We start from the raw sequence: 18,544 nt of genomic DNA on the forward strand, positions 1-18,544 counted from the left end.
ATGAAACTGATGGAAATTGGGGCTTTGAATAGGGGCTGATCTGTTAGCGGGGGTTCTGATCGGTGAACGGGGGGACTTCCCGCTCATCGGAAGCTATAGGAATTGCGGTGCTACGCTTTGCTGTCCTTTTGCTGTCATTTCTGACGTTTTCTGCCCCCGTGCAGGCACAGGTGCAGGCGCAGGATTATCAGAGCTTTATCGATCATCCCGCGCGCGTCTGTGATGCGGATCTGGCCTCTGATGCGGCTCCGGACTTTGCGGGTACGAATTGCCGATCCGTCCTGTTTTATCAGGCCGACCCGCAGGATCGGATGCTGTGGGCTGAGATCGTGTTTGAGGCAGAACCAGCCTTGCTCGAAGGTGGCAAACCGCTTGGCCTGTTCGTGAGCGCAAAGGCCTCTAGCGAGGCAAGCCTCAACGGAGTGCCGATTGGCACGAACGGCAGGCCGGGCGCATCGCAAAGCAGCGAGGAACCCGGCGATATGGATGCGGTTTTCTTCGTGCCGGAAGGAACGCTGAAGCCCGGCAAGAACCGCCTTGTGATGCGGCTGTCCTCTATGAACGGCGGCATCACGCTGAATTCGCCGATCCACAATATTGCCCTCGCGCCCTACCGTGATCCGCGCCAGCCTGGGCCTGCGACATGGTTTGCGCTGATCACCCTGGGGCTGTTTGTCGCAGGCTTTGTGTTTTTTGGCGTGCGATCCCTGCGCGGCGATGACCGTGAGGGGTCCGCGCTGATCGCGGCGTCCTCGCTGGCCGCTGCCTTGCAGCTCGCGGCTGAGGCGGCGCGCGATGTCATGCCTTACCCCTATCCCCTGCATGATTTGCGGTTGTCGCTGATCCTGACCTTTGCGATTGGTCTGGGTCTGAGCTTTGCTGCCTATGTGCTGCTGCGGCTGTTCAGAGCGTATCCCCGGCGGCGTCTGCTGGCCTTGGCTGCTGTGCTTGCCGTAATGCTGGCGATCAGCGCGCTTCAGCCCGGCTTTGACCTAAAAACCAGCTTTGTCCTGATCACCGCGTCGCTCGCGGCGGCATTGGCCGGAGGAATCGCATATTTTGGACAGGGCAACGCCCACGGCGCGTGGCTCGCACTGGCCAGCGCGGCATTGGCGGCGGCGATCTATTGGCTTGGCGGGTTCTTTCTCGACACTGTGCTTTATCTGGTGGTCGCGGCGGGCCTGCTGTGGCTGTTCTTCAAGCAAGCGCGCGGCGGCGATTTGGCCCATACCCCAGTGGCTGAGGACAGCGCGCCAAAACGGATAGAGCTGACCAGTAATGGCAAGGTCGAATTTGTCGATGCCAGCGACATCGTGCGCTTCAGCGGGGCGGGCGATTATGTCGAGGTGTTCCTACGCAGCGGACGCAGCGCTCTGTATAATGCGAGCCTGGCCGCACTGGAGCGAGAGCTGTCAGACGGCTTTATCCGTGTGCACCGCTCGCACATAGTCAACGCATCCTGCGTCAAATCGCTGACCCGCGAGAGCGCGGGCACAGGAAATCTGGAAATGTCCGACGGCAGCACGGTGCCCGTCAGCCGCCGCAATATGGCCAGCGTGCGGGACGCATTGACGCTGGCGTAAACAGAGAGCTCCAGGGCCCTGGCCCGTAACTTGGCCCGTAACTTGGCCTGTAACTTGGCAGGCACGAGACGCTCAGAATCTCCGCCTACCAAACCCAATTGCGGACAAATGGGCGGCGGCCTCTGTTGCGTCCCTATGAGTCTGGGCTAGGTGAACCGCCATCAACTGCACTCGGGGATTCGCATCCATGAAAATCATGTCCGGCAATTCAAACCTGCCGCTCGCCCGGGCGATCGCCGCCTATCTCGAAATCCCTTTGACCGATGCCAGCGTGCGCCGGTTTGCCGATGAAGAAATCTTCGTCGAGATCCACGAGAACGTGCGCGGCGAGGATGTGTTCGTTGTCCAGTCGACCGGCTTTCCAGCGAATGACAATCTGATGGAGCTGCTGATCTGTATCGACGCGCTGAAACGCGCCTCGGCCAAACGGATTACCGCAGTTGTGCCTTACTTCGGCTATGCCCGGCAGGACCGTAAACCCGGCCCGCGCACGCCGATCTCGGCCAAGCTGGTTGCGAACCTTATCACCGAGGCGGGCGCTGACCGCGTGCTGGCGGTGGATTTGCACGCCGGGCAGATTCAGGGCTTCTTCGATATCCCGACCGACAACCTGTATGCTGCCCCGGTCATGGCGGCCGATATTCAGGCGCGCTACGGCGATCAGGATTTGATGGTTGTTTCCCCCGATGTTGGCGGTGTGGTCCGCGCCCGCGCGCTGGCCAAGCGGCTCGACAATGCGCCACTGGCGATCGTCGATAAGCGCCGCGATCGTCCCGGAGAATCGGAAGTCATGAACATCATCGGTGATGTTCAGGGGCGCCATTGCATCATGATCGATGACATCGTCGATTCCGGCGGCACGCTGTGCAACGCGGCGGAGGCCTTGCTGGCGGGCGGGGCAAAGAGCGTCGCGGCCTATATCACTCACGGTGTTCTGTCGGGCGGCGCAGTGGCGCGGATTGACGGGTCGAAGCTGAAAGAGCTGGTGATCACTGATTCGATCCTGCCAACGGAGGCCTGCGCGGCCTCTGACCGGATCCGGGTGCTGACCATGGCCCCGCTGGTCGGCGAAGCGATCCGCCGGATTGCAGACGAGAGCAGCGTGAGCAGTTTGTTTGATTAGTGGATTTATCGGTTGCGAAGCGACCGCAAGGCCAAGCGGCGGCCCGCCTCACTCACCGCGCCAGGGTGGCTCCGCCCCCGGCTTCAACCGGTCGAGTTCGGCCAGGCGCCGGGCTTGGCGCGTTTCCACATTGATCCGCAAAAACAATCGAGGTTGAGAGCGGAATGCGGCCGGAGTTGTCCCGAAAAACGCCTTAAAATCGCGGATCAAATGCGACTGGTCGAAATAGCGCAGCAACAGCTCGCTTTCTTCCTCTTCATCCGCCACCCCGCACAGCTGCGCCGCTAGATCGAGCGCTTTCGCCCGCCGCAAAACCGTGCTCGCCGTCATCCCGAAATCGCGCCGCACCAGCCGCTCCAGCTTGCGCGAGGACATGCCGTGCTCCGCCGCAAAATCGCCCGGTGTAATCGTCGGATCGGCAAAGCTGGCATGCTCAAAGGCTGCGGCCAGCGGATCGGGCTTTTCCGGCTGGGTTCGGGCGATAAAGGCGCGCATCGCCTCCTCAACCGTTTGCAACCATTCCTCTGGTTCGGCATCAACTGGATAATCCTGCGCCGCGCCATTGGTGATCAGGCCAAAGGGGTCGTCCCTTTCAATCCGGTTGACCAGCGATGCGAGCTCACGCCCTAATAAACACGGGATCGCGCCTGGGCGAAAGCCAATTCCAATCGCGATCACATTGCCGCTGCACCCCACCGGCATATGGCGCGATTGCGGGCCAAACAGGATGGCCTCATCGCGGAATTCCATCGGCCCATCGGCCGTCTGCGCGTCCCACGTGCCGCCTATGACAATGCGAGCGAAGGCCAGATCATTGCAAATACCGCATGCGATATGAGAGTTGCCTTCCACCTCCAGCGTCGAGGCGACCAACCGGCCAATCCAAGGGTCCAAGTCTTTGGCAGGCGCGCGGCTGGCGGCGAGTGGCATGCCGCTGCGATTGACCCCAGAGCGGGATGCAAAATGTACCGGCGCATTCGCGCTTGCCTGTTCGCCCATATCCGACCCGTTCAAAAAGACTTGCGACTGTCAAAATGGGCCGCGGTTTGAACCTATTCAACCCGCACCGCTCCCACGGCATGTAACCCACCCTCTTGGCTATGCCTTTGCAGGACAGCCGTTTAACCTTAACCATAAGGCACCGCTCGAAGCTTGTGTCAATTGCAACATACTGGGTCAGCGGTTAGCTGCGCTGGCCAACACCCCCCTTGCATTGGCGCGCCTGTGATGAGACTGCGCGCGGATTATGACGAACAAAGACGCAGCAATCGCTCAGCGGCTGGCCGATGCGGCTGGCAATGCCATCCGCCCCCTGTTTCGCGGGGACTGGTCGCAGGAGCGCAAGGCGGATGCCTCGCCCGTGACAGAGGCCGACCGCGCGGCAGAGGCCGCGATGCGCGCGATTATCGAGGCCGAGTGTCCCGATGACGGCATCATTGGCGAGGAATATGGCACCCATAATGAGGGCGCGGGCCAGCAATGGGTGCTCGATCCGATTGATGGCACGATCAGCTTTATGGCGGGCCGCCCGATCTTTGGCACGCTGATCGCTTTGCTGCAGGATGGCTGGCCGGTGCTGGGTGTGATTGATCAGCCGATCGCGGCAGAACGCTGGGTCGGGCGAATTGGCGAGGGTACGACCTTCAACGGCCTGCCGGTGCGCACGCGGTCTTGCAAGGAACTGTCAGAGGCGACCATCGCCTCGTCCGGCCCGCAATATTTCACCGAGACCCAAGGCGGGGCGTTCATGTCGCTGGCCGCGCAAACATCGCAAATCGTGGTGTGGGGCGGGGATTGCTACAATTACGGCCTGCTGGCGAACGGCCATTTGGACGTCGTGTGCGAGGCCGGGCTGAAACTCTATGACTACGCCGCGCTGGTCCCAATTGTCGAAGGCGCCGGCGGAATGATGAGCGATTGGCAAGGCAACCCGCTGGACGTGAATTCCGATGGCACGGTGCTGGCGCTGGGCGAACCCGCACGGCTGGAAGAAGCGCTGGAGGCAATGGGGTAGGGGAAAGCGTTGGGCAGTTAGATCAAAAATCGAGGTCGAATTCGAACAACTCTGCATTCGTCGCTGCACCTAAAAACAAGGCTCCGAATAGGAAATCATATACGACTCTTCGAAACTCTGGCTCTTTGTCGAACAACAAATGCAGGGTTGTCACATCACCGTTCGGATCAGGATGAACGAACGAGTTTCTGACACCTAAGAATGCCGCGATTTCTTCAGCTGAGAGAATGTCTGTCGTCTCGCAGCCAAAAGACCTCATTCCCGCAATAAGAAGACTGGCTTGAATTTCGGTCTTCTTTGCCTCGTTCTTTTTCCTCGCTAAGGCGACCCTTCTTTGAAACTTCTCAAAGAAGGGATCTAGGATGGATCTCAGAAATATCAGGCGAGCAAATATGTCTCGATTCGAGATTTCTGCTCTGATCAGCAATCGATAGAAGACATTGGGCTCAAGGCCCCGCATGATTGTTTTGATTTTCGTTGAGGCTTCCGAGCTGACTTGGCCTAGTTCGTATTGCCGAATTTCTGATGACCATGAGGCACCGGCGTTAGGGAAGCTATCGGAGGAAAACGACCCGACTTCTTTATACGGTTTTTCGGCGAAATGCTGCAGCAGATGAAGTAAGATGCTGTGATTGGTATAGATGTCGTCGAGCTTATCAAACCACTGATGGTGGTTTTGGCGTTCCGAAATGCGTTCCGCCATCACTTTGCTAGTCACAAGCATTCGGTATCCAGGCGGGAACTTCTCTGCGATACGGACAAGTGGTCCCGATAGTCCCTTACTGAAGCTCTCTGGAAAGCTGGAATTCCGAAAAGGAGACAAAGAATGCGATCGTGCCAGCCTATCGAAACTAATATCATCTAACTGCGTAGCTGAAAAACGATCAAAGCTTAGATGGGTGAATTCCGTTGCGACGGGGTAGAGCGAATAATGATAGACTGAAATTTGATCAGATTCGCTATTCAAGAATGCCAAGAATTCTTTTAACTCGATCTCACTATCCAGTCCGAGCTGGAGTGGTAGAGATTTAGTACGGTCTCGAAAATTGGCAAAGTATGCTGCGCCATTGCTCTTGCAAATTGTGACATCAGGTCGATCATCTAGCCTTATCAAGAGCTCATGTTCAGGTATTGTAGGCATGTGAGCCCAACCTGAAATATCAGAATAGTCTTCGATCAATTTGATTATTTGTGCGTACGTTAGTTTCATAGACTGTTCCGCAGTAGCTGTTATTTGCCGAGACACTTGGTTGAATGACTGGTCACTTTCCCTTGCGCAGGGCATGCATGACCCATGCTACTCTATTTTCCTACTTAGCCTCCGCTCGCTATGAGTCAGCCATGCTTTTGTTCCCCGTTCTCCAACTTCTCATTGATCGACTAACTCGATCAATCGGTGCGTTTGTGATCGATTGGTTTTTGGGCCCTGTACTGTGTTCCAGCCGTTCCAAGCGTGCTCTAGCAGCGATGAGTGGAGCGGGGAGGGGAGAGGAGTTGTTTGTGGTTCCGCACGCTATCCAGCGTGCGATGTCCTCGCTCATGCGGCTTACAGCCGCATCGCTGCGGGCGGGCGTGCGCCCTTGCGAGGCCTGCGCCCTCGGACCATTCCAAGCCAACGATCTAGCACCAAGCGCCTTGGAGCTTTGCATCTGGCTTGGTCGCGGAGCACGGTCGGCGACTAGCCGACTGCAAGGCCCTTGCGGCCGCCCGCAGGCCCGGCAGGGCCGAGGACATCGCGCTCGCGGATGCGAGTGCGCAAGACAAGAACGCACATCGGATGGTGTGCGGAACACAAAGCCTCCCTCACATCCCGCAAAAACGCTTGCCTACACGCCCCTTGGCCCTTATGTGGCGCGACTTCAACGACACGAATCAAGCGATTGGCCTGGCTCATCAGGGCTGCCAGGGCCGATTAGAACGTGTCTCTGATCAAGGAGAACGAAATGCCCAAGCTGAAGACCAAAAGCGGTGTGAAGAAACGCTTCAAAATCACCGCAACTGGCAAGGTCAAGCACGGCGTCGCTGGTAAGCGTCACCGTCTGATGAGCCACAATGCGAAGTATATCCGCCAAAACCGTGGCACCTCGGTCGCTTCAGACCCGGATGCGCGGACGATCAAGAAATGGGCGCCTTACGGGCTCGATTGATTTGATGGGCTAGACCGCCCACTCCCTCCACCCTTCCGCCCGGAACCTACCGGGTGATCATCCGGGTGGAAGGGTGGAGGGAGCGGGCTGGCGCAGAACTCTACAAAGGATACTACATATGCCTCGCATTAAACGCGGCGTCACCACACGCCAAAAGCACAAGCGTCTACTCGAACAAGCCAAGGGCTATCGCGGTCGCCGCAAGAACACCATTCGCGTTGCGCGCCAGGCGGTCGAGAAGGCCGGTCAATACGCTTACCGCGACCGTAAGGCGAAGAAGCGCAGCTTCCGCGCGATCTGGATCCAGCGCATCAACGCGGCTGTCCGCGCTGAAGGCCTGACCTACTCTCAGTTCATGCACGGCGTGAAGCTGGCGGGTATTGAGCTTGACCGCAAAGTCATGGCGGACCTCGCCATGAACGAAGAAGCGGCATTCAAGTCGATCATCACTCAGGCGAAGGCGGCATTGCCAGCTTAAGCCTGCGCTATCAGCATGGCATGCGCAACCGCGCGGCACCATGTAGGAAACGCAAAACGGATAGGGCGCTCGCCGAAGAGGCTGGCGCCCTTTCGCTTGTAAAAACGCGACACATCGGCCAAACCGAGCGAATGGGTGGGCAGAGGACGAAACGCGTAGGCAATAAGGATGCGGACTTCACCGTTCGCAGCCAATTCTACTCGCCTTCGCCAGAGTTCGATGGCTGCTTCACGACCTTCTACCAATTGGTGTTGGAGGTTGAAGACGGCAAAACTGTCAAAGACCACTTGCAGCCGGAATGGGCCAATATCCGCTTCTTCAGCGGCAGCCGTCCGAATGCCAGCATTGGCACATCGCAGCTTTCTGGCTCTCGCTTCACGGCGACCGGGCCAAGCTCCTTGCCCTGCGAATTTGAGCTGGGCGAATCGCGGATGTGGGGCATTGGCCTCTTGCCGCTCGGATGGGCACGGTTCATCGATGTCGATGCACGGGAGCTTGCCAATGTCGGCTGTGATGGTGCGGCGCATCCCGCATTTGCGAAGTTTGCAGGGCTTGCTGACGCTTTGTGTGATGAAGGCGTGAGCGACGATCAGCAATTGGCTGCGATTGAAGACACCATGCGTGCACTGATGCGGCCCAACCGCGATGAGCCCAAGATTGCCCGCGTTCACAAGGCGCTGGTCGAACCGGCGCTCAACACGGTTGATGATCTGGCGCAGGCTAGCGGGATTAGTGTGCGGACACTTGAGCGCGTGTCGCCGGCGGTATTTCGGCTTTGCTCCAAAGCTCCTGATCCGGCGCCAGCGTTTCATGCGCAGCCTGTCGGACTGGATGCTGCATGACAAGCGGCTGTGGACCGAGGCGATGGACGATCACTATCACGACCAAGCCCAGTTCACCCGCGAATTCCGCGAGTTTATGACGATGAACCCGAGCGATTATGCGGCTCTTGAGCATCCCATTCTGGCCTCTTTCATGGAGGCCCGAGCACGGGTTTGGGGCAGCGCCGCGCAGACGCTGGACAAGCCTTTGCGATAGGTGCCCAGCCAGTAGCGCGCTGATCTTCGCGTCAAGGCGCAATTCGCGCTTTGCCAAGGCGGCGAAATCCCGCTAGCGGACCGGCTCAAACCTTTGGGCTAGACCATGACTGAACTGACATCACAAAAAAACGCCGCGCTGGCGGCAATCTCTGGAGCTGATACGCTCGATGCGCTGGAGGAACAGCGCGTGGGCGCGCTTGGGAAAAAGGGCTGGGTGAGCCTGGCGCTGAAGACGCTGGGTCAGATGAGCCTGGAAGAGCGCAGTGAAGCAGCGCCTGCGATCCAGGCGATCCGCGCCGAGGTGGCCGATGCGATTGCGGCGAAAAGGCAAGCGCTGGAGGCCGCCGAGCTCGAAGCGCAGTTGGCCAGCGAAACGCTTGACCTCACTCTGCCTGCGCCGGACATGCTGAGCGGTTCGGTTCACCCGGTGAGCCAGGTGATGGACGAACTGGCGGAGATATTTGCCGATCTCGGCTTCGCGGTCGCAACCGGCCCAGAGATCGAAGACGATTGGCACAACTTCACCGCGCTCAACATGGATGAGAGCCATCCTGCGCGCGCGATGCACGATACGTTCTACTTCCCTGATAAGGCGGCGGATGGTGGCCAATCGGCCTCAAGTAGCGAAGCGGTAGGCCAGAAAAGAATGCTGCTTAGGACGCACACCTCGCCGGTGCAGATCCGCAGCATGAAAGAGCAAGGCGCGCCGATCCGCCTGATCGCGCCGGGCCGTGTCTATCGCAGCGATAGTGATGCGACCCATACGCCTATGTTCCATCAGGTCGAAGGCCTGGTAATCGACAAGGACATTCACCTCGGCCATCTCAAATGGACGCTGGAAACCTTCTTCAAGGCGTTCTTTGAGCGTGAGGACATCACCTTGCGCCTGCGCCCATCCTATTTCCCCTTCACCGAGCCCAGCGTCGAGGTCGATGTTGGCTACTCAAACGAAGGCGACCGCCGCGTGGTCGGTGGGCACGGCGACGAGCCGGGCTATGACTGGATGGAGCTTGGCGGTAGCGGGATGGTGAACCGCCGCGTGCTCGAGTTTGCCGGGATCGATCCAGACGAATATCAAGGCTTTGCCTTTGGCCTCGGGATCGACCGTATCGCCATGCTCAAATACGGCATGAACGATCTGCGCGCCTTCTTCGATGGCGATCCGCGCTGGCTTGCGCATTATGGCTTCTCTCCTTTTGATCAACCGACCCTGTCCGCCGGTGTGGGAGCGCGCGCATGAAGTTCTCCGTCACATGGCTCAAAGACCATCTCGAAACCGATGCAACGCTTGGTGAGATCACCGACGCGCTGAACGCGATCGGGCTTGAGGTTGAAGGCGTTGAAGACCCGGCTGAAAGGCTTGCTGGCTTCAAGGTTGCCAAAGTTCTGACCGCTGAGAAGCACTCCGATGCAGACAAGCTGCAAGTGCTGAGCGTTGACACGGGCGAGGGCGATCCACTGCAGGTTGTCTGCGGTGCGCCCAATGCGCGTGCGGGAATGAAGGGCGTGCTGGGCCTGCCCGGTGCGGTGGTGCCAGCCAATGGCATGCAGCTCCGCAAGAGCGCGATCCGCGGCGTGGAGAGCAACGGCATGATGTGCTCCGTGCGCGAGCTGGAGCTGGGCGATGAGCACGACGGCATTATCGAATTGCCGGATGATGCGAGCGTGGGCCACGCCTTTGCCGACTATCAGGGGTCTTCACCCATCATTGATGTCGCGATCACCCCCAACCGCCCCGATTGCATGGGCGTTTACGGGATTGCGCGCGATCTCGCCGCGGCGGGTCTTGGCACGCTGAAGCCAATTGCCTTTCCGAAATTTGAGACCTCCGGCGCTTGTCCGGCGGAAATCCGCACGGATGATCCAGAAGGGTGCCCCGCATTCTATGGCCGGGTGATCAAAGGCGTGAAAAACGGCCCGTCGCCAGACTGGTTGCAACAGCGGCTGATCAGTGCGGGCCAGCGCCCGATCTCGCTGCTGGTTGATCTCACCAATTATCTGATGCTGGCCTTTGGCCGCCCGGCGCACGCCTATGATCTGGCGAAGCTCTCTGGCGCGGTTGTGGCGCGCCGCGCGAAGGCGGGTGAGCAAGTGTTGGCGCTCAACGAGAAAACCTACACGCTTGATGGAAGCATGGTCGTGATCGCCGATGACGCGCAGGTTCATGACATTGCCGGAATTATGGGCGGTGAGCATTCCGGCGTTTCGGATGGCACCACTGACTTGCTGCTCGAAATTGCCTATTTCGATCCGGCTAAGCATTGGTGTGACCGGACGCAAGCTGGGTCTGGCATCGGATGCGCGCACCCGCTTTGAGCGCGGCGTTGATCCGGAGTTTCTGGACGATGGTCTAGATTTGCTTACCGGCTTGATTGTTGAGCTGGCGGGCGGCGAAGCAAGCGAGAGCGTGCGTGCAGGTGCGGCGCCCAGCAAACCTCTGGTCGTTGCATTCGATACGGGTCTCACCTCCCGGCTTGGCGGCGTCGACGTGCCTGATGATGAGCAGCGCCGTATCCTCGAAAGCCTTGGGTTCGTTGTGGCAGAAGACTGGCAAGTTACCTGTCCCTTGCGCCGCAATGATATCGAAGGCGCAGCCGATCTTGTGGAAGAAGTCGTGCGTATCCACGGCCTCGACAAGGTGGAAAGTGTGGCCTTGCCGCGCATGGATGGTGTGGCAAGGCCAACTGCCACACCGGCGCAGCAGCTCGAGCGCAAATTGCGCCGTGCAGCAGCTGGTAACGGGTTTAATGAAGCGATCACATGGTCGTTTATCTCTGAGGCCGAGGCCAATCTGGTTGGCGGCGGGCATTGGTCGCTCGACAATCCGATCAGCGAAGACTTGAAAGTGATGCGCCCCTCGCTTTTGCCCGGCCTCTTGTCGGCGGTGCGACGCAGTTTTGATCGCGGGTCTGCCAGCGTGCGCTTGTTCGAGATCGGCCGGCGTTACCTCGCAGATGGGGAGTATCCGGCGCTTGTCGCTGTTATGGCGGGCGATGCGACGCCACGTTCATGGCAACATGGCAAGGCGAGGAGTTTCGATGTCTATGATGCCAAGGCTCAGTGCTTGGCCTTGCTCAAAGCAGCCGGTGCACCGGTCGACAGATTGCAAGTCATGGGCGAAGCGGGCGATATCTATCACCCTGGCCAATCTGCGACTTTGCGTCTGGGACCAAAGAACCGCATCGCGAGTTTTGGAATGGTCCACCCCACCGTTCTTAAGGCTTTCGAGATTGGCGTTCCTGTTGCCGCCTTGGGCATTCATCTCGATGCGATCCCGGCAAAGAAGGCAGGCAAAGGCCCGGTCAGTTTTGCACGACCAAGCTTTACCCCGCCTGCTTTGCAATCGGTGACGCGCGATTTTGCGTTTCTAGTGCCAGAGACGCTTGCGGCGGGCGATCTGCTGCGCGTGGTTCAGGGCGCGGATAAGGCGAACATCGTGGGCGCGAGAGTGTTTGACCTGTTCACCGGCGGCAATGTTCCAGAGGGCCAAAAGTCACTTGCGATCGAGGTGACTTTGCAACCGGGCGAGAAGAGCTTCAAGGACGCAGAGCTGACCGAGATTTCAGACAAAATTGTTGCAGCCGCGGCCAAGCAAGGAGCGGAGCTGCGCGGCTAAGCCCCGCGCGCTCCAAACTGGGCGGCTGAGCAATAGTGGCGGCGTCTAATTACCCCAGCCGTCATCTGCAGCTGAGCCGCTTGCGCCCCAGTCTTCGCCGTATTCCTTCTCGAACTTCTCACGCTTTTCCTGTGCGGCCATCTCGCGTTCCATCTCACTGAACGCGACCATGGTCTCATTGGCGGCGTTGATCCGTTCTTGAACTTTTCCGCCCTGCGCGCTGAGTACGGCTTTGGCGGCAGGGGAGGTGGCGAACATCATATCGAATGCGCGCCCCTCGATGGTCGAGGCGATCTGTTCGTCGGCCGCTTTCTGGGCCATCGATGTATCTTGGCTTCCTAAAGTTTTGTGGAGCTGCTCAAACTTCGAAGTAACGCGCGTGCCATTGCCATCAGGCGCAATAGTCGCGACGATCCGAAAGATATCGCCGCCCAGTTCGTCGTTTGCAGTGATCACAAATGTATTGGGGCTAGGGTTCGTGACAGTCTCACCAACAACATTGCGTCCTAGGATAGCTATTGGCAGCTTCGCGCCTTTCAAAGCCTTTGCCACTTCTTCGGGAGATTTCTCAAAGTATTGACCCGATGCGCCGCATGCAGACAGCATGACGGCAAAGAATCCGGAAAGAAAAATTCTGTAAATCGACATTGACGCCCCCTATTCGTGGCCCTGATTTCGCAGATCGATCTTACCAGTCGGTAAATTGGAGGCATAGCGCTGTGCACGCTGCGGGGGATGTAGACGGGTTCAGCGCTTGCGGCTAAGGCGCGCGCTCCATGTCCAACGGTGCTTTAAGCTAGACCTATGTCCAATCGCCGCACATTCGCGATCATCTCTCACCCCGATGCGGGTAAGACCACGCTGACGGAGAAGCTGCTGCTGCAAGGCGGTGCGATCCATTTGGCGGGCGAGGTGAAGGCGCGCGGGCAAGCGCGGCGGGCGCGCTCTGACTGGATGAAGATTGAGCAGCAGCGCGGCATCTCGGTCACCTCGTCTGTGATGACTTTTGAAAAAGAGTATGAGGGCGAGAAAATCACCTTCAACTTGCTTGATACGCCGGGGCACGAGGACTTCTCTGAGGACACCTATCGGACGCTGACTGCTGTCGATAGCGCGGTGATGGTGATCGATGCGGCCAAGGGTATTGAGCCACAGACCCGCAAATTGTTCGAGGTTTGCCGGTTGCGCAGTGTGCCGATCATCACCTTCATCAACAAGGTCGACCGCGAAGGACGCCCGGGCTTTGAATTGATGGATGAGGTCGCAGAGATGTTGGCGCTGGATGTCAGCCCGCAAGGCTGGCCGATTGGCATGGGCGGACAATTTGAAGGCGTGCTTGATTTTGAAAGTGGCGCTGTCAGCCGCCCGGAAGGCCCATCGAAGGAATTTCTCGGCACCCGCGACATCGATCCAGACATTCCCGCTGAATGGGCCGAAGAGGCTGAATTGGCGCAAGTGGGCTATCCGGAATTTGACCTCGACGCCTATCGCAATGGCGATTTGACCCCGGTCTATTTCGGATCGGCACTCAAGAATTTCGGCGTCACCGAACTGATCGACGCAATTGCCAAGCACGCGCCGCCGCCGCGTCCGCAGCCAGCGGGCGATGATCAGATCACGCCCGAGCATGACGAGGTCACCGGCTTCATCTTTAAGGTGCAGGCCAATATGGACCCCAATCACCGGGACCGGATCGCCTTTATGCGCCAGGTTTCCGGCACCTTTAAGCGCGGGATGAAGCTGACGCCTTCTGGGCTGGGCAAGCCAATTGCGATCCATGCCCCGATCCTCTTTTTTGCTCAGGACCGCGAGATTGCCGACACTGCCGAGGCGGGCGATATTATTGGCATTCCAAACCACGGCACTTTGCGCGTGGGCGACACGCTGAGCGAGCAGAACAAGGTTCGCTTCACCGGCCTGCCCAATTTCGCTCCAGAAATTCTGCGCCGGGTCCAACTCAAAGATCCGACCAAGACCAAGCAGCTGCGCAAAGCGCTCGACGATCTGAGTGAAGAGGGTGTGATCCAGGTGTTCTACCCTGAGCTTGGCGCGCAGCATATTGTCGGCGTGGTCGGTCAGCTCCAGCTGGAGGTGCTGATCTCGCGGCTGTCTGCGGAATATAAGGTTGAGGCCGGACTTGAGGCTGCGCCCTTTGTCACCGCCCGCTGGGTTAAAGGTGAAGGCCAGGCTCTCGCTGATTTTGAAAGCTTCAACCGAGCTAACCTAGCGAGAGACCGCGACGGCGATCTGGTGTTCATGGCCAAGAGTCCGTGGGACGTGAATTACCAGGAAGAAAAGAACCCAGAGCTGAAATTCTCGGCCACCAAAGAGCGCTAAGCGCTCACGCGAGTGTTGCGGCGCGGCAATGTTCGCGGCATGGGACACTGCATGACCGTATCAGGCCCAACCTCTCAGACGTTTTTCTCTCAGCGCATCAAGCTCAATTATTTCGATTGGGCGCAAAGTGATGCGGACCGCGCAAAGCCCAAGCTGGTTCTGGTGCATGGCGGGCGCGATCACGCGCGCAGTTGGGACTGGACAGCGGAGCAGCTATGCGCCGACTACCACGTGGTTGCGATGGATCACCGCGGGCACGGCGACAGCGACTGGGTGTCTGATGGCAATTACCAGTCGGGCGATATGGTCTATGATCTGGCGCAGCTGATCCACCAATTGGGCAGCGGCCCTGTTACCATTGTTAGCCATTCCATGGGCGGCAATGTTGCACTGCGCTATGCTGGCACCTTTCCCGACATGGTAACGAAGCTGGTTGCGATTGAGGGCCTTGGCCCAAGCCCTACGCGCCGCGAAGAAATGCGCGCCACGCCCTATCCAGAGCGCATGGCCGAATGGATCGTGAAGAAGCGCAAGGCGGCTGGCCGGAGCCCGCGCAAATATGAAAGTATTGAGGCGGCGTTCGCGCGCATGATCGAGGAAAACTCTTACCTCACCGAAGAGCAGGCTCGGCACCTAACCATCCACGGGGTCAACCGGAATGAGGACGGCACCTACAGCTGGAAATTTGACCCCCACCTCAATGTCTGGGGCGTGGAAGACGTGGCGGATGAGTTCATCAAGCAAACCTGGGGCGCGATCACATGCCCGACTTTGCTGCTCTATGGTGCAGATAGCTGGGCCTCAAATCCCGAGAAGGATGGGAGGCTTAAGCATTTCAATACAGCCGAAGTGATCGAATTTGAGCAGGCCGGGCATTGGCTACACCATGACCAATTCGACAAGTTTATGAGTGTGCTCAGAGACTTTCTTTGAAGGGCACAAGGCCAATAGAGCGTCATTTAGGCAGTTGCCATTGCGGCGCTGTGCAGTTCGCGATCAAAACGGATTTTCCCGAACTCACCACATGCGATTGTTCAATTTGCATCCGCAAGAACGCCCTAATGGTGAAGGTGCACGAAAGCGATTTTGAACTGCTCACAGGCACACAGGCGCTTAACGAATATCAATTCCACACGCATACAGCGCGGCACTTCTTTTGCGGAACCTGCGGCATCTACCCGTTCCATAGAAAACGGGTGACACCCGACTTTATTGGGATCAATGTCTATTGTCTGGATGATTTTGATCCGGCGGGCATTCCGGTGCGCGCGACCATAGGCAAGGATATGGATTGATGGCTGAGTTTTTTGATGCACTGATTGATAAGCATGTTGCGATGATCGAAGCGCAGCCGGTTTTCTTCGTGGCGACCTCAGCTCCAATCGGGCGGATTAACCTCAGTCCAAAAGGCTATGATGCTTTCCGAATTCTCAGCCCTAAACGTGTCGCCTATCTCGACCTTGGCGGGTCAGGCAATGAGACGCACGCGCATCTCGGTGCTGACGGCCGGATCACCTTGATGTTTTGCAATTTTCAGCAACCCGCCAATATCCTGCGCATTTATGGCCGCGGTGTTCCTGTGCTGCCTCGGGATGATGGCTGGGACAAACTGGCGAGCCATTTCACGATGTTGCCGGGCACGCGCCAAATTTTTGCGATTGATATTGAAAGTGTGCAGACGAGCTGCGGTTGGGGTGTTCCGTTGATGACGCTGGAGGCGGAACGTGAGACGCTGAAGAAGGCGCATCGGCAATCTGATCCGGCGGAATGGGAAGCAAAGATGGCGACCCGCATCAGCAGCATTGATGGCCTGCCAGCGCGTCCGACCGACCGTTATATTGCAGGCGAATAACTTGCACTGCATTACAGCGACTGCCTAAAAAATGGCAATTGTATACTTGACAAAGCAAAGGTGTCTGCTATCCATCAGGTATGGAAAACGCAGTCGATATTTTTGCCCCTCGCTTCCAAAACGAAGATGCAGCACGCGCGCACCTAGAATCCATCCATTGGGTGGATGGCCCTGTGTGCCCACACTGCGGGTCAGTCGATGCAAAGCGGCTTCCGCCACAAAAGCGCAAACCAACTAAAGCCCACCCCGGCGGCACGACCCGTAAGGGTGTGATCCAGTGCAATGATTGCCGCAAGCAGTACACTGTCACTGTCGGCACCGTGTTCGAGCGCTCTAAGGTTCCTCTCAATAAGTGGCTGCTCGCCACACATATGCTCTGCGCCTCAAAGAAAGGCATTAGCGGCCACCAGATGGCCCGTATGCTTGGTGTCACCTACAAGACCGCTTGGTTCATGATGCACCGCATTCGCGAAGCCATGGTTGATACCGATGGCGGATCAATCGGCGGCTACGGTAAGACCGTGGAAGCTGATGAAACCTACGTTGGCGGCAAAGTCACCAACCGCCATGCAAGCAAGCGTTTTGGCGACAAGAAAAGCAGCCCCTTCCGTGACAAACAACCTGTGGTTTCACTGGTTGAGCGCGACGGTAAGGTTCGCTCATTCCATGTTGCCAAGGTCAATGCCAACACTCTGCGCGAGGTTCTCGTTACCAACGTGGATCGCGGGAGCTGGCTGATGACCGATGAACTCCAAGCCTACAAAACAGTCGGCAAGGAATATGTCGGGCACGGTGTGGTTTCTCACTCTCGCGGCGAATATGGCCGCGATGGCGTATTCCACTCCAACACCGTTGAAAATTTCTTCTCCATTCTCAAGCGCGGTATCACTGGCGTTTACCACCATGTCAGCGAGCAACACCTCAAGCGTTACGTCACTGAATTCGACTTCCGCTACAATACTCGCAAGCTAAACGACTTTGAGCGCTCCAATGAAGCACTAAAAGGCATCGCTGGTAAGCGCCTTACTTATCGGCGGACTAGCACAGTCCCAGCCTGATCCGTTCAAACCTCGCCGTTTTATTGGCGAGAAACGGAAGCGTTGGACGCGTTAACACGGTTCGACTCGCATTTTGCACGGTTTATCCCCGTATGAATCAGCTGTCCACCCTCGACTCTTCGGAACCACTTCCTCAAAATGTTCAATGGTTGTTCCAAATAGCAAAGCCCCCAGTGTCCTACCACCGGGGGCCTCTTGCCGGGACAACTCCTGCATAACCCTAGACCGGCAGCAGGAGCGGGATAATCCCCGACTATAGGATGCATCCAATATTCGGGGAGTCGCGTCAAGCCCGGTCGTAGATGCGGAAGGATAAACCGTGATTATCAAACGACCCAACCGCCCGGAAAGGGCTCCATACTCTCCTAAAGTGTTCTGCGAAGTGAAGCAGAGGCTCGCCAATGGTGAGTTTCAGCATGACATCGCAGCTGATCTTGGTTGGAACCAAGGGCGTGTGTCCGAAGTGAAAACCGGGAAACGCGGTGCTGAAAGCAATCAGCCTGAACTCTTTTGACCTTTTGCGGGGCGGGCTTTCAGGTCCGCCCCGTTTTTCTTCTCATGCGGCTTTGGCGGCGTTCGCAGCATCCGCTTCAGCACTTCGTCTTCTTTTTGATTGGTTTCTGTCATGCCTACTCAGCTCATTCCTGGCGAAGATGATGTTGCAGCCGTCATGGCCACCATAGGCCACGTTTGTTTGCAGTGGTCGCTCTTGGAGCAGACTCTAATGATGATCCTCTGCAATTGCCAAGATATCCCATTGGATGAAGCCGCCATCATCTTCGGTGGGCTTGATATGAAACCCCGCCTAAACACAGCCATTCTGCTAGCGGCGCACCATAATTGGCCGCAACCGATGCAACGCAAGCTTCGTGATCTAAGGAAGCAAATCGACAGCAAAAAACTGGTCGATAAGCGCAACCTCATTGTTCACGGCGTTCAGTTTGCCGCACCACATGCTCAATCCTTCGGCCTGTACACTCCACGCCGCAAAGGGCGGGCGCAAAAAGAAATTTGGACCATCAACGAAGCACATAAACTCGGATTAGACATCCAAGCGATCCATCAAGAGGCTTACAACATCTTTCTCGACTACGGGCGCTGGAAGTTTGGCGATGACTTCAAGGAAGACCCTCAAAGCGAGTTCGTGGCAACTAAGCCCGGAATCCTCACCCGCATCCAACAATACTTCAGCACCCGCTTCAATCGCAGATAAAAGCACACCTTCACTTAGCACCGGCCTGTCACGCCCGGATTCTATATCATCGATTCGTTGCTTTGTCATGTATACAATTGCCT

General features: G+C 57.6%; 19 protein-coding genes and 1 pseudogene. 16 read left to right on the forward strand and 4 right to left on the reverse strand.

The window, feature by feature from the left end; all coding sequences use genetic code 11:
• The first annotated feature begins 107 nt into the window (after positions 1-107).
• Together AC0V6Z_RS05420 and AC0V6Z_RS05425 are read left to right on the forward strand one after the other, a co-directional pair.
• Positions 108-1,583 (forward strand): LytR/AlgR family response regulator transcription factor, encoded by a 1,476-nt coding sequence (locus AC0V6Z_RS05420; protein WP_472640347.1) that lies wholly within the window; start codon positions 108-110, stop codon positions 1,581-1,583.
• 187 nt (positions 1,584-1,770) lie between these two features.
• Entirely contained in the window at positions 1,771-2,706 is a 936-nt protein-coding gene (locus tag AC0V6Z_RS05425) for a ribose-phosphate pyrophosphokinase (RefSeq protein ID WP_472640348.1), read from the forward strand.
• Between the two features lie 48 nt (positions 2,707-2,754).
• Here AC0V6Z_RS05425 and AC0V6Z_RS05430 read toward each other — a convergent pair whose 3' ends face one another.
• Positions 2,755-3,705, reverse strand: a complete 951-nt coding sequence (locus AC0V6Z_RS05430) for a helix-turn-helix domain-containing protein (protein WP_472640349.1) — start codon at positions 3,703-3,705, stop codon at positions 2,755-2,757.
• A 247-nt stretch (positions 3,706-3,952) separates the two neighbouring features.
• Between AC0V6Z_RS05430 and hisN the strand changes: the two genes are divergently transcribed.
• On the forward strand, positions 3,953-4,720 hold the full coding sequence (gene hisN, locus AC0V6Z_RS05435) for a histidinol-phosphatase (RefSeq protein ID WP_472640350.1): 768 nt from the start codon (positions 3,953-3,955) through the stop codon (positions 4,718-4,720).
• Between the two features lie 22 nt (positions 4,721-4,742).
• Here hisN and AC0V6Z_RS05440 read toward each other — a convergent pair whose 3' ends face one another.
• Positions 4,743-5,900, reverse strand: coding sequence for a hypothetical protein (locus AC0V6Z_RS05440; protein ID WP_472640351.1), 1,158 nt, complete (start codon positions 5,898-5,900; stop codon positions 4,743-4,745).
• A 763-nt stretch (positions 5,901-6,663) separates the two neighbouring features.
• On the opposite strand from AC0V6Z_RS05440, the gene rpmI reads away from it, so the two are divergent.
• The 6 genes and pseudogenes from rpmI to pheT all read left to right on the forward strand — a co-directional run bounded on the left by rpmI (position 6,664) and on the right by pheT (position 12,001).
• The gene (gene rpmI, locus AC0V6Z_RS05445) at positions 6,664-6,867 is read left to right on the forward strand and encodes a 50S ribosomal protein L35 (RefSeq protein ID WP_472640352.1); all 204 of its coding nucleotides are present in this window, start codon (positions 6,664-6,666) and stop codon (positions 6,865-6,867) included.
• Positions 6,868-6,985: 118 nt separating this feature from the next.
• Positions 6,986-7,345 carry a 50S ribosomal protein L20 gene (rplT, locus tag AC0V6Z_RS05450; RefSeq protein ID WP_472640353.1) on the forward strand — a complete coding sequence of 120 codons (360 nt, stop codon included), beginning with the start codon at positions 6,986-6,988 and terminating at the stop codon, positions 7,343-7,345.
• Between the two features lie 131 nt (positions 7,346-7,476).
• Complete coding sequence (locus AC0V6Z_RS05455; protein ID WP_472640354.1) at positions 7,477-8,187, forward strand: FliH/SctL family protein; 711 nt, start codon at positions 7,477-7,479, stop codon at positions 8,185-8,187.
• Positions 8,156-8,383 carry a hypothetical protein gene (locus tag AC0V6Z_RS05460; RefSeq protein WP_472640355.1) on the forward strand — a complete coding sequence of 76 codons (228 nt, stop codon included), beginning with the start codon at positions 8,156-8,158 and terminating at the stop codon, positions 8,381-8,383. Before AC0V6Z_RS05455 ends, AC0V6Z_RS05460 begins: the two co-directional genes overlap by 32 nt.
• A 105-nt stretch (positions 8,384-8,488) precedes the next feature.
• Complete coding sequence (gene pheS, locus AC0V6Z_RS05465) at positions 8,489-9,625, forward strand: phenylalanine--tRNA ligase subunit alpha (RefSeq protein WP_472640356.1); 1,137 nt, start codon at positions 8,489-8,491, stop codon at positions 9,623-9,625.
• Positions 9,622-12,001 (forward strand): annotated as a pseudogene (gene pheT, locus AC0V6Z_RS05470) (phenylalanine--tRNA ligase subunit beta). Before pheS ends, pheT begins: the two are co-directional and overlap by 4 nt.
• Positions 12,002-12,046: 45 nt before the next feature.
• On the opposite strand, the gene AC0V6Z_RS05475 reads toward pheT, so the two are convergent.
• Positions 12,047-12,649, reverse strand: a complete 603-nt coding sequence (locus AC0V6Z_RS05475) for a hypothetical protein (protein WP_472640357.1) — start codon at positions 12,647-12,649, stop codon at positions 12,047-12,049.
• 156 nt (positions 12,650-12,805) lie between these two features.
• On the opposite strand from AC0V6Z_RS05475, the gene AC0V6Z_RS05480 reads away from it, so the two are divergent.
• The 6 genes from AC0V6Z_RS05480 to AC0V6Z_RS05505 all read left to right on the forward strand — a co-directional run bounded on the left by AC0V6Z_RS05480 (position 12,806) and on the right by AC0V6Z_RS05505 (position 17,762).
• Positions 12,806-14,338: a peptide chain release factor 3 gene (locus AC0V6Z_RS05480; RefSeq protein WP_472640358.1), complete on the forward strand. Its 1,533-nt coding sequence runs from the start codon at positions 12,806-12,808 to the stop codon at positions 14,336-14,338.
• Between the two features lie 51 nt (positions 14,339-14,389).
• Positions 14,390-15,271, forward strand: a complete 882-nt coding sequence (locus AC0V6Z_RS05485; protein WP_472640359.1) for an alpha/beta fold hydrolase — start codon at positions 14,390-14,392, stop codon at positions 15,269-15,271.
• Positions 15,268-15,633 (forward strand): GFA family protein, encoded by a 366-nt coding sequence (locus AC0V6Z_RS05490; RefSeq protein WP_472640360.1) that lies wholly within the window; start codon positions 15,268-15,270, stop codon positions 15,631-15,633. The genes AC0V6Z_RS05485 and AC0V6Z_RS05490 overlap by 4 nt, the downstream gene beginning before the upstream one ends.
• Positions 15,633-16,190, forward strand: a complete 558-nt coding sequence (locus AC0V6Z_RS05495; protein WP_472640361.1) for a pyridoxamine 5'-phosphate oxidase family protein — start codon at positions 15,633-15,635, stop codon at positions 16,188-16,190. Before AC0V6Z_RS05490 ends, AC0V6Z_RS05495 begins: the two co-directional genes overlap by 1 nt.
• A gap of 80 nt (positions 16,191-16,270) precedes the next feature.
• Positions 16,271-17,248: an IS1595 family transposase gene (locus tag AC0V6Z_RS05500; RefSeq protein WP_472640362.1), complete on the forward strand. Its 978-nt coding sequence runs from the start codon at positions 16,271-16,273 to the stop codon at positions 17,246-17,248.
• Positions 17,249-17,567: 319 nt separating this feature from the next.
• On the forward strand, positions 17,568-17,762 hold the full coding sequence (locus AC0V6Z_RS05505) for a hypothetical protein (RefSeq protein WP_472640363.1): 195 nt from the start codon (positions 17,568-17,570) through the stop codon (positions 17,760-17,762).
• On the opposite strand, the gene AC0V6Z_RS05510 is transcribed toward AC0V6Z_RS05505, so the two are convergent.
• Complete coding sequence (locus AC0V6Z_RS05510; protein ID WP_472640364.1) at positions 17,744-17,875, reverse strand: hypothetical protein; 132 nt, start codon at positions 17,873-17,875, stop codon at positions 17,744-17,746. The genes AC0V6Z_RS05505 and AC0V6Z_RS05510 overlap by 19 nt on opposite strands.
• On the opposite strand from AC0V6Z_RS05510, the gene AC0V6Z_RS05515 reads away from it, so the two are divergent.
• On the forward strand, positions 17,874-18,461 hold the full coding sequence (locus AC0V6Z_RS05515) for a hypothetical protein (RefSeq protein ID WP_472640365.1): 588 nt from the start codon (positions 17,874-17,876) through the stop codon (positions 18,459-18,461). The genes AC0V6Z_RS05510 and AC0V6Z_RS05515 overlap by 2 nt on opposite strands.
• Positions 18,462-18,544: the final 83 nt, after the last annotated feature.

The sequence above is a fragment of the Erythrobacter sp. SN6-5 genome, from assembly GCF_057364945.1.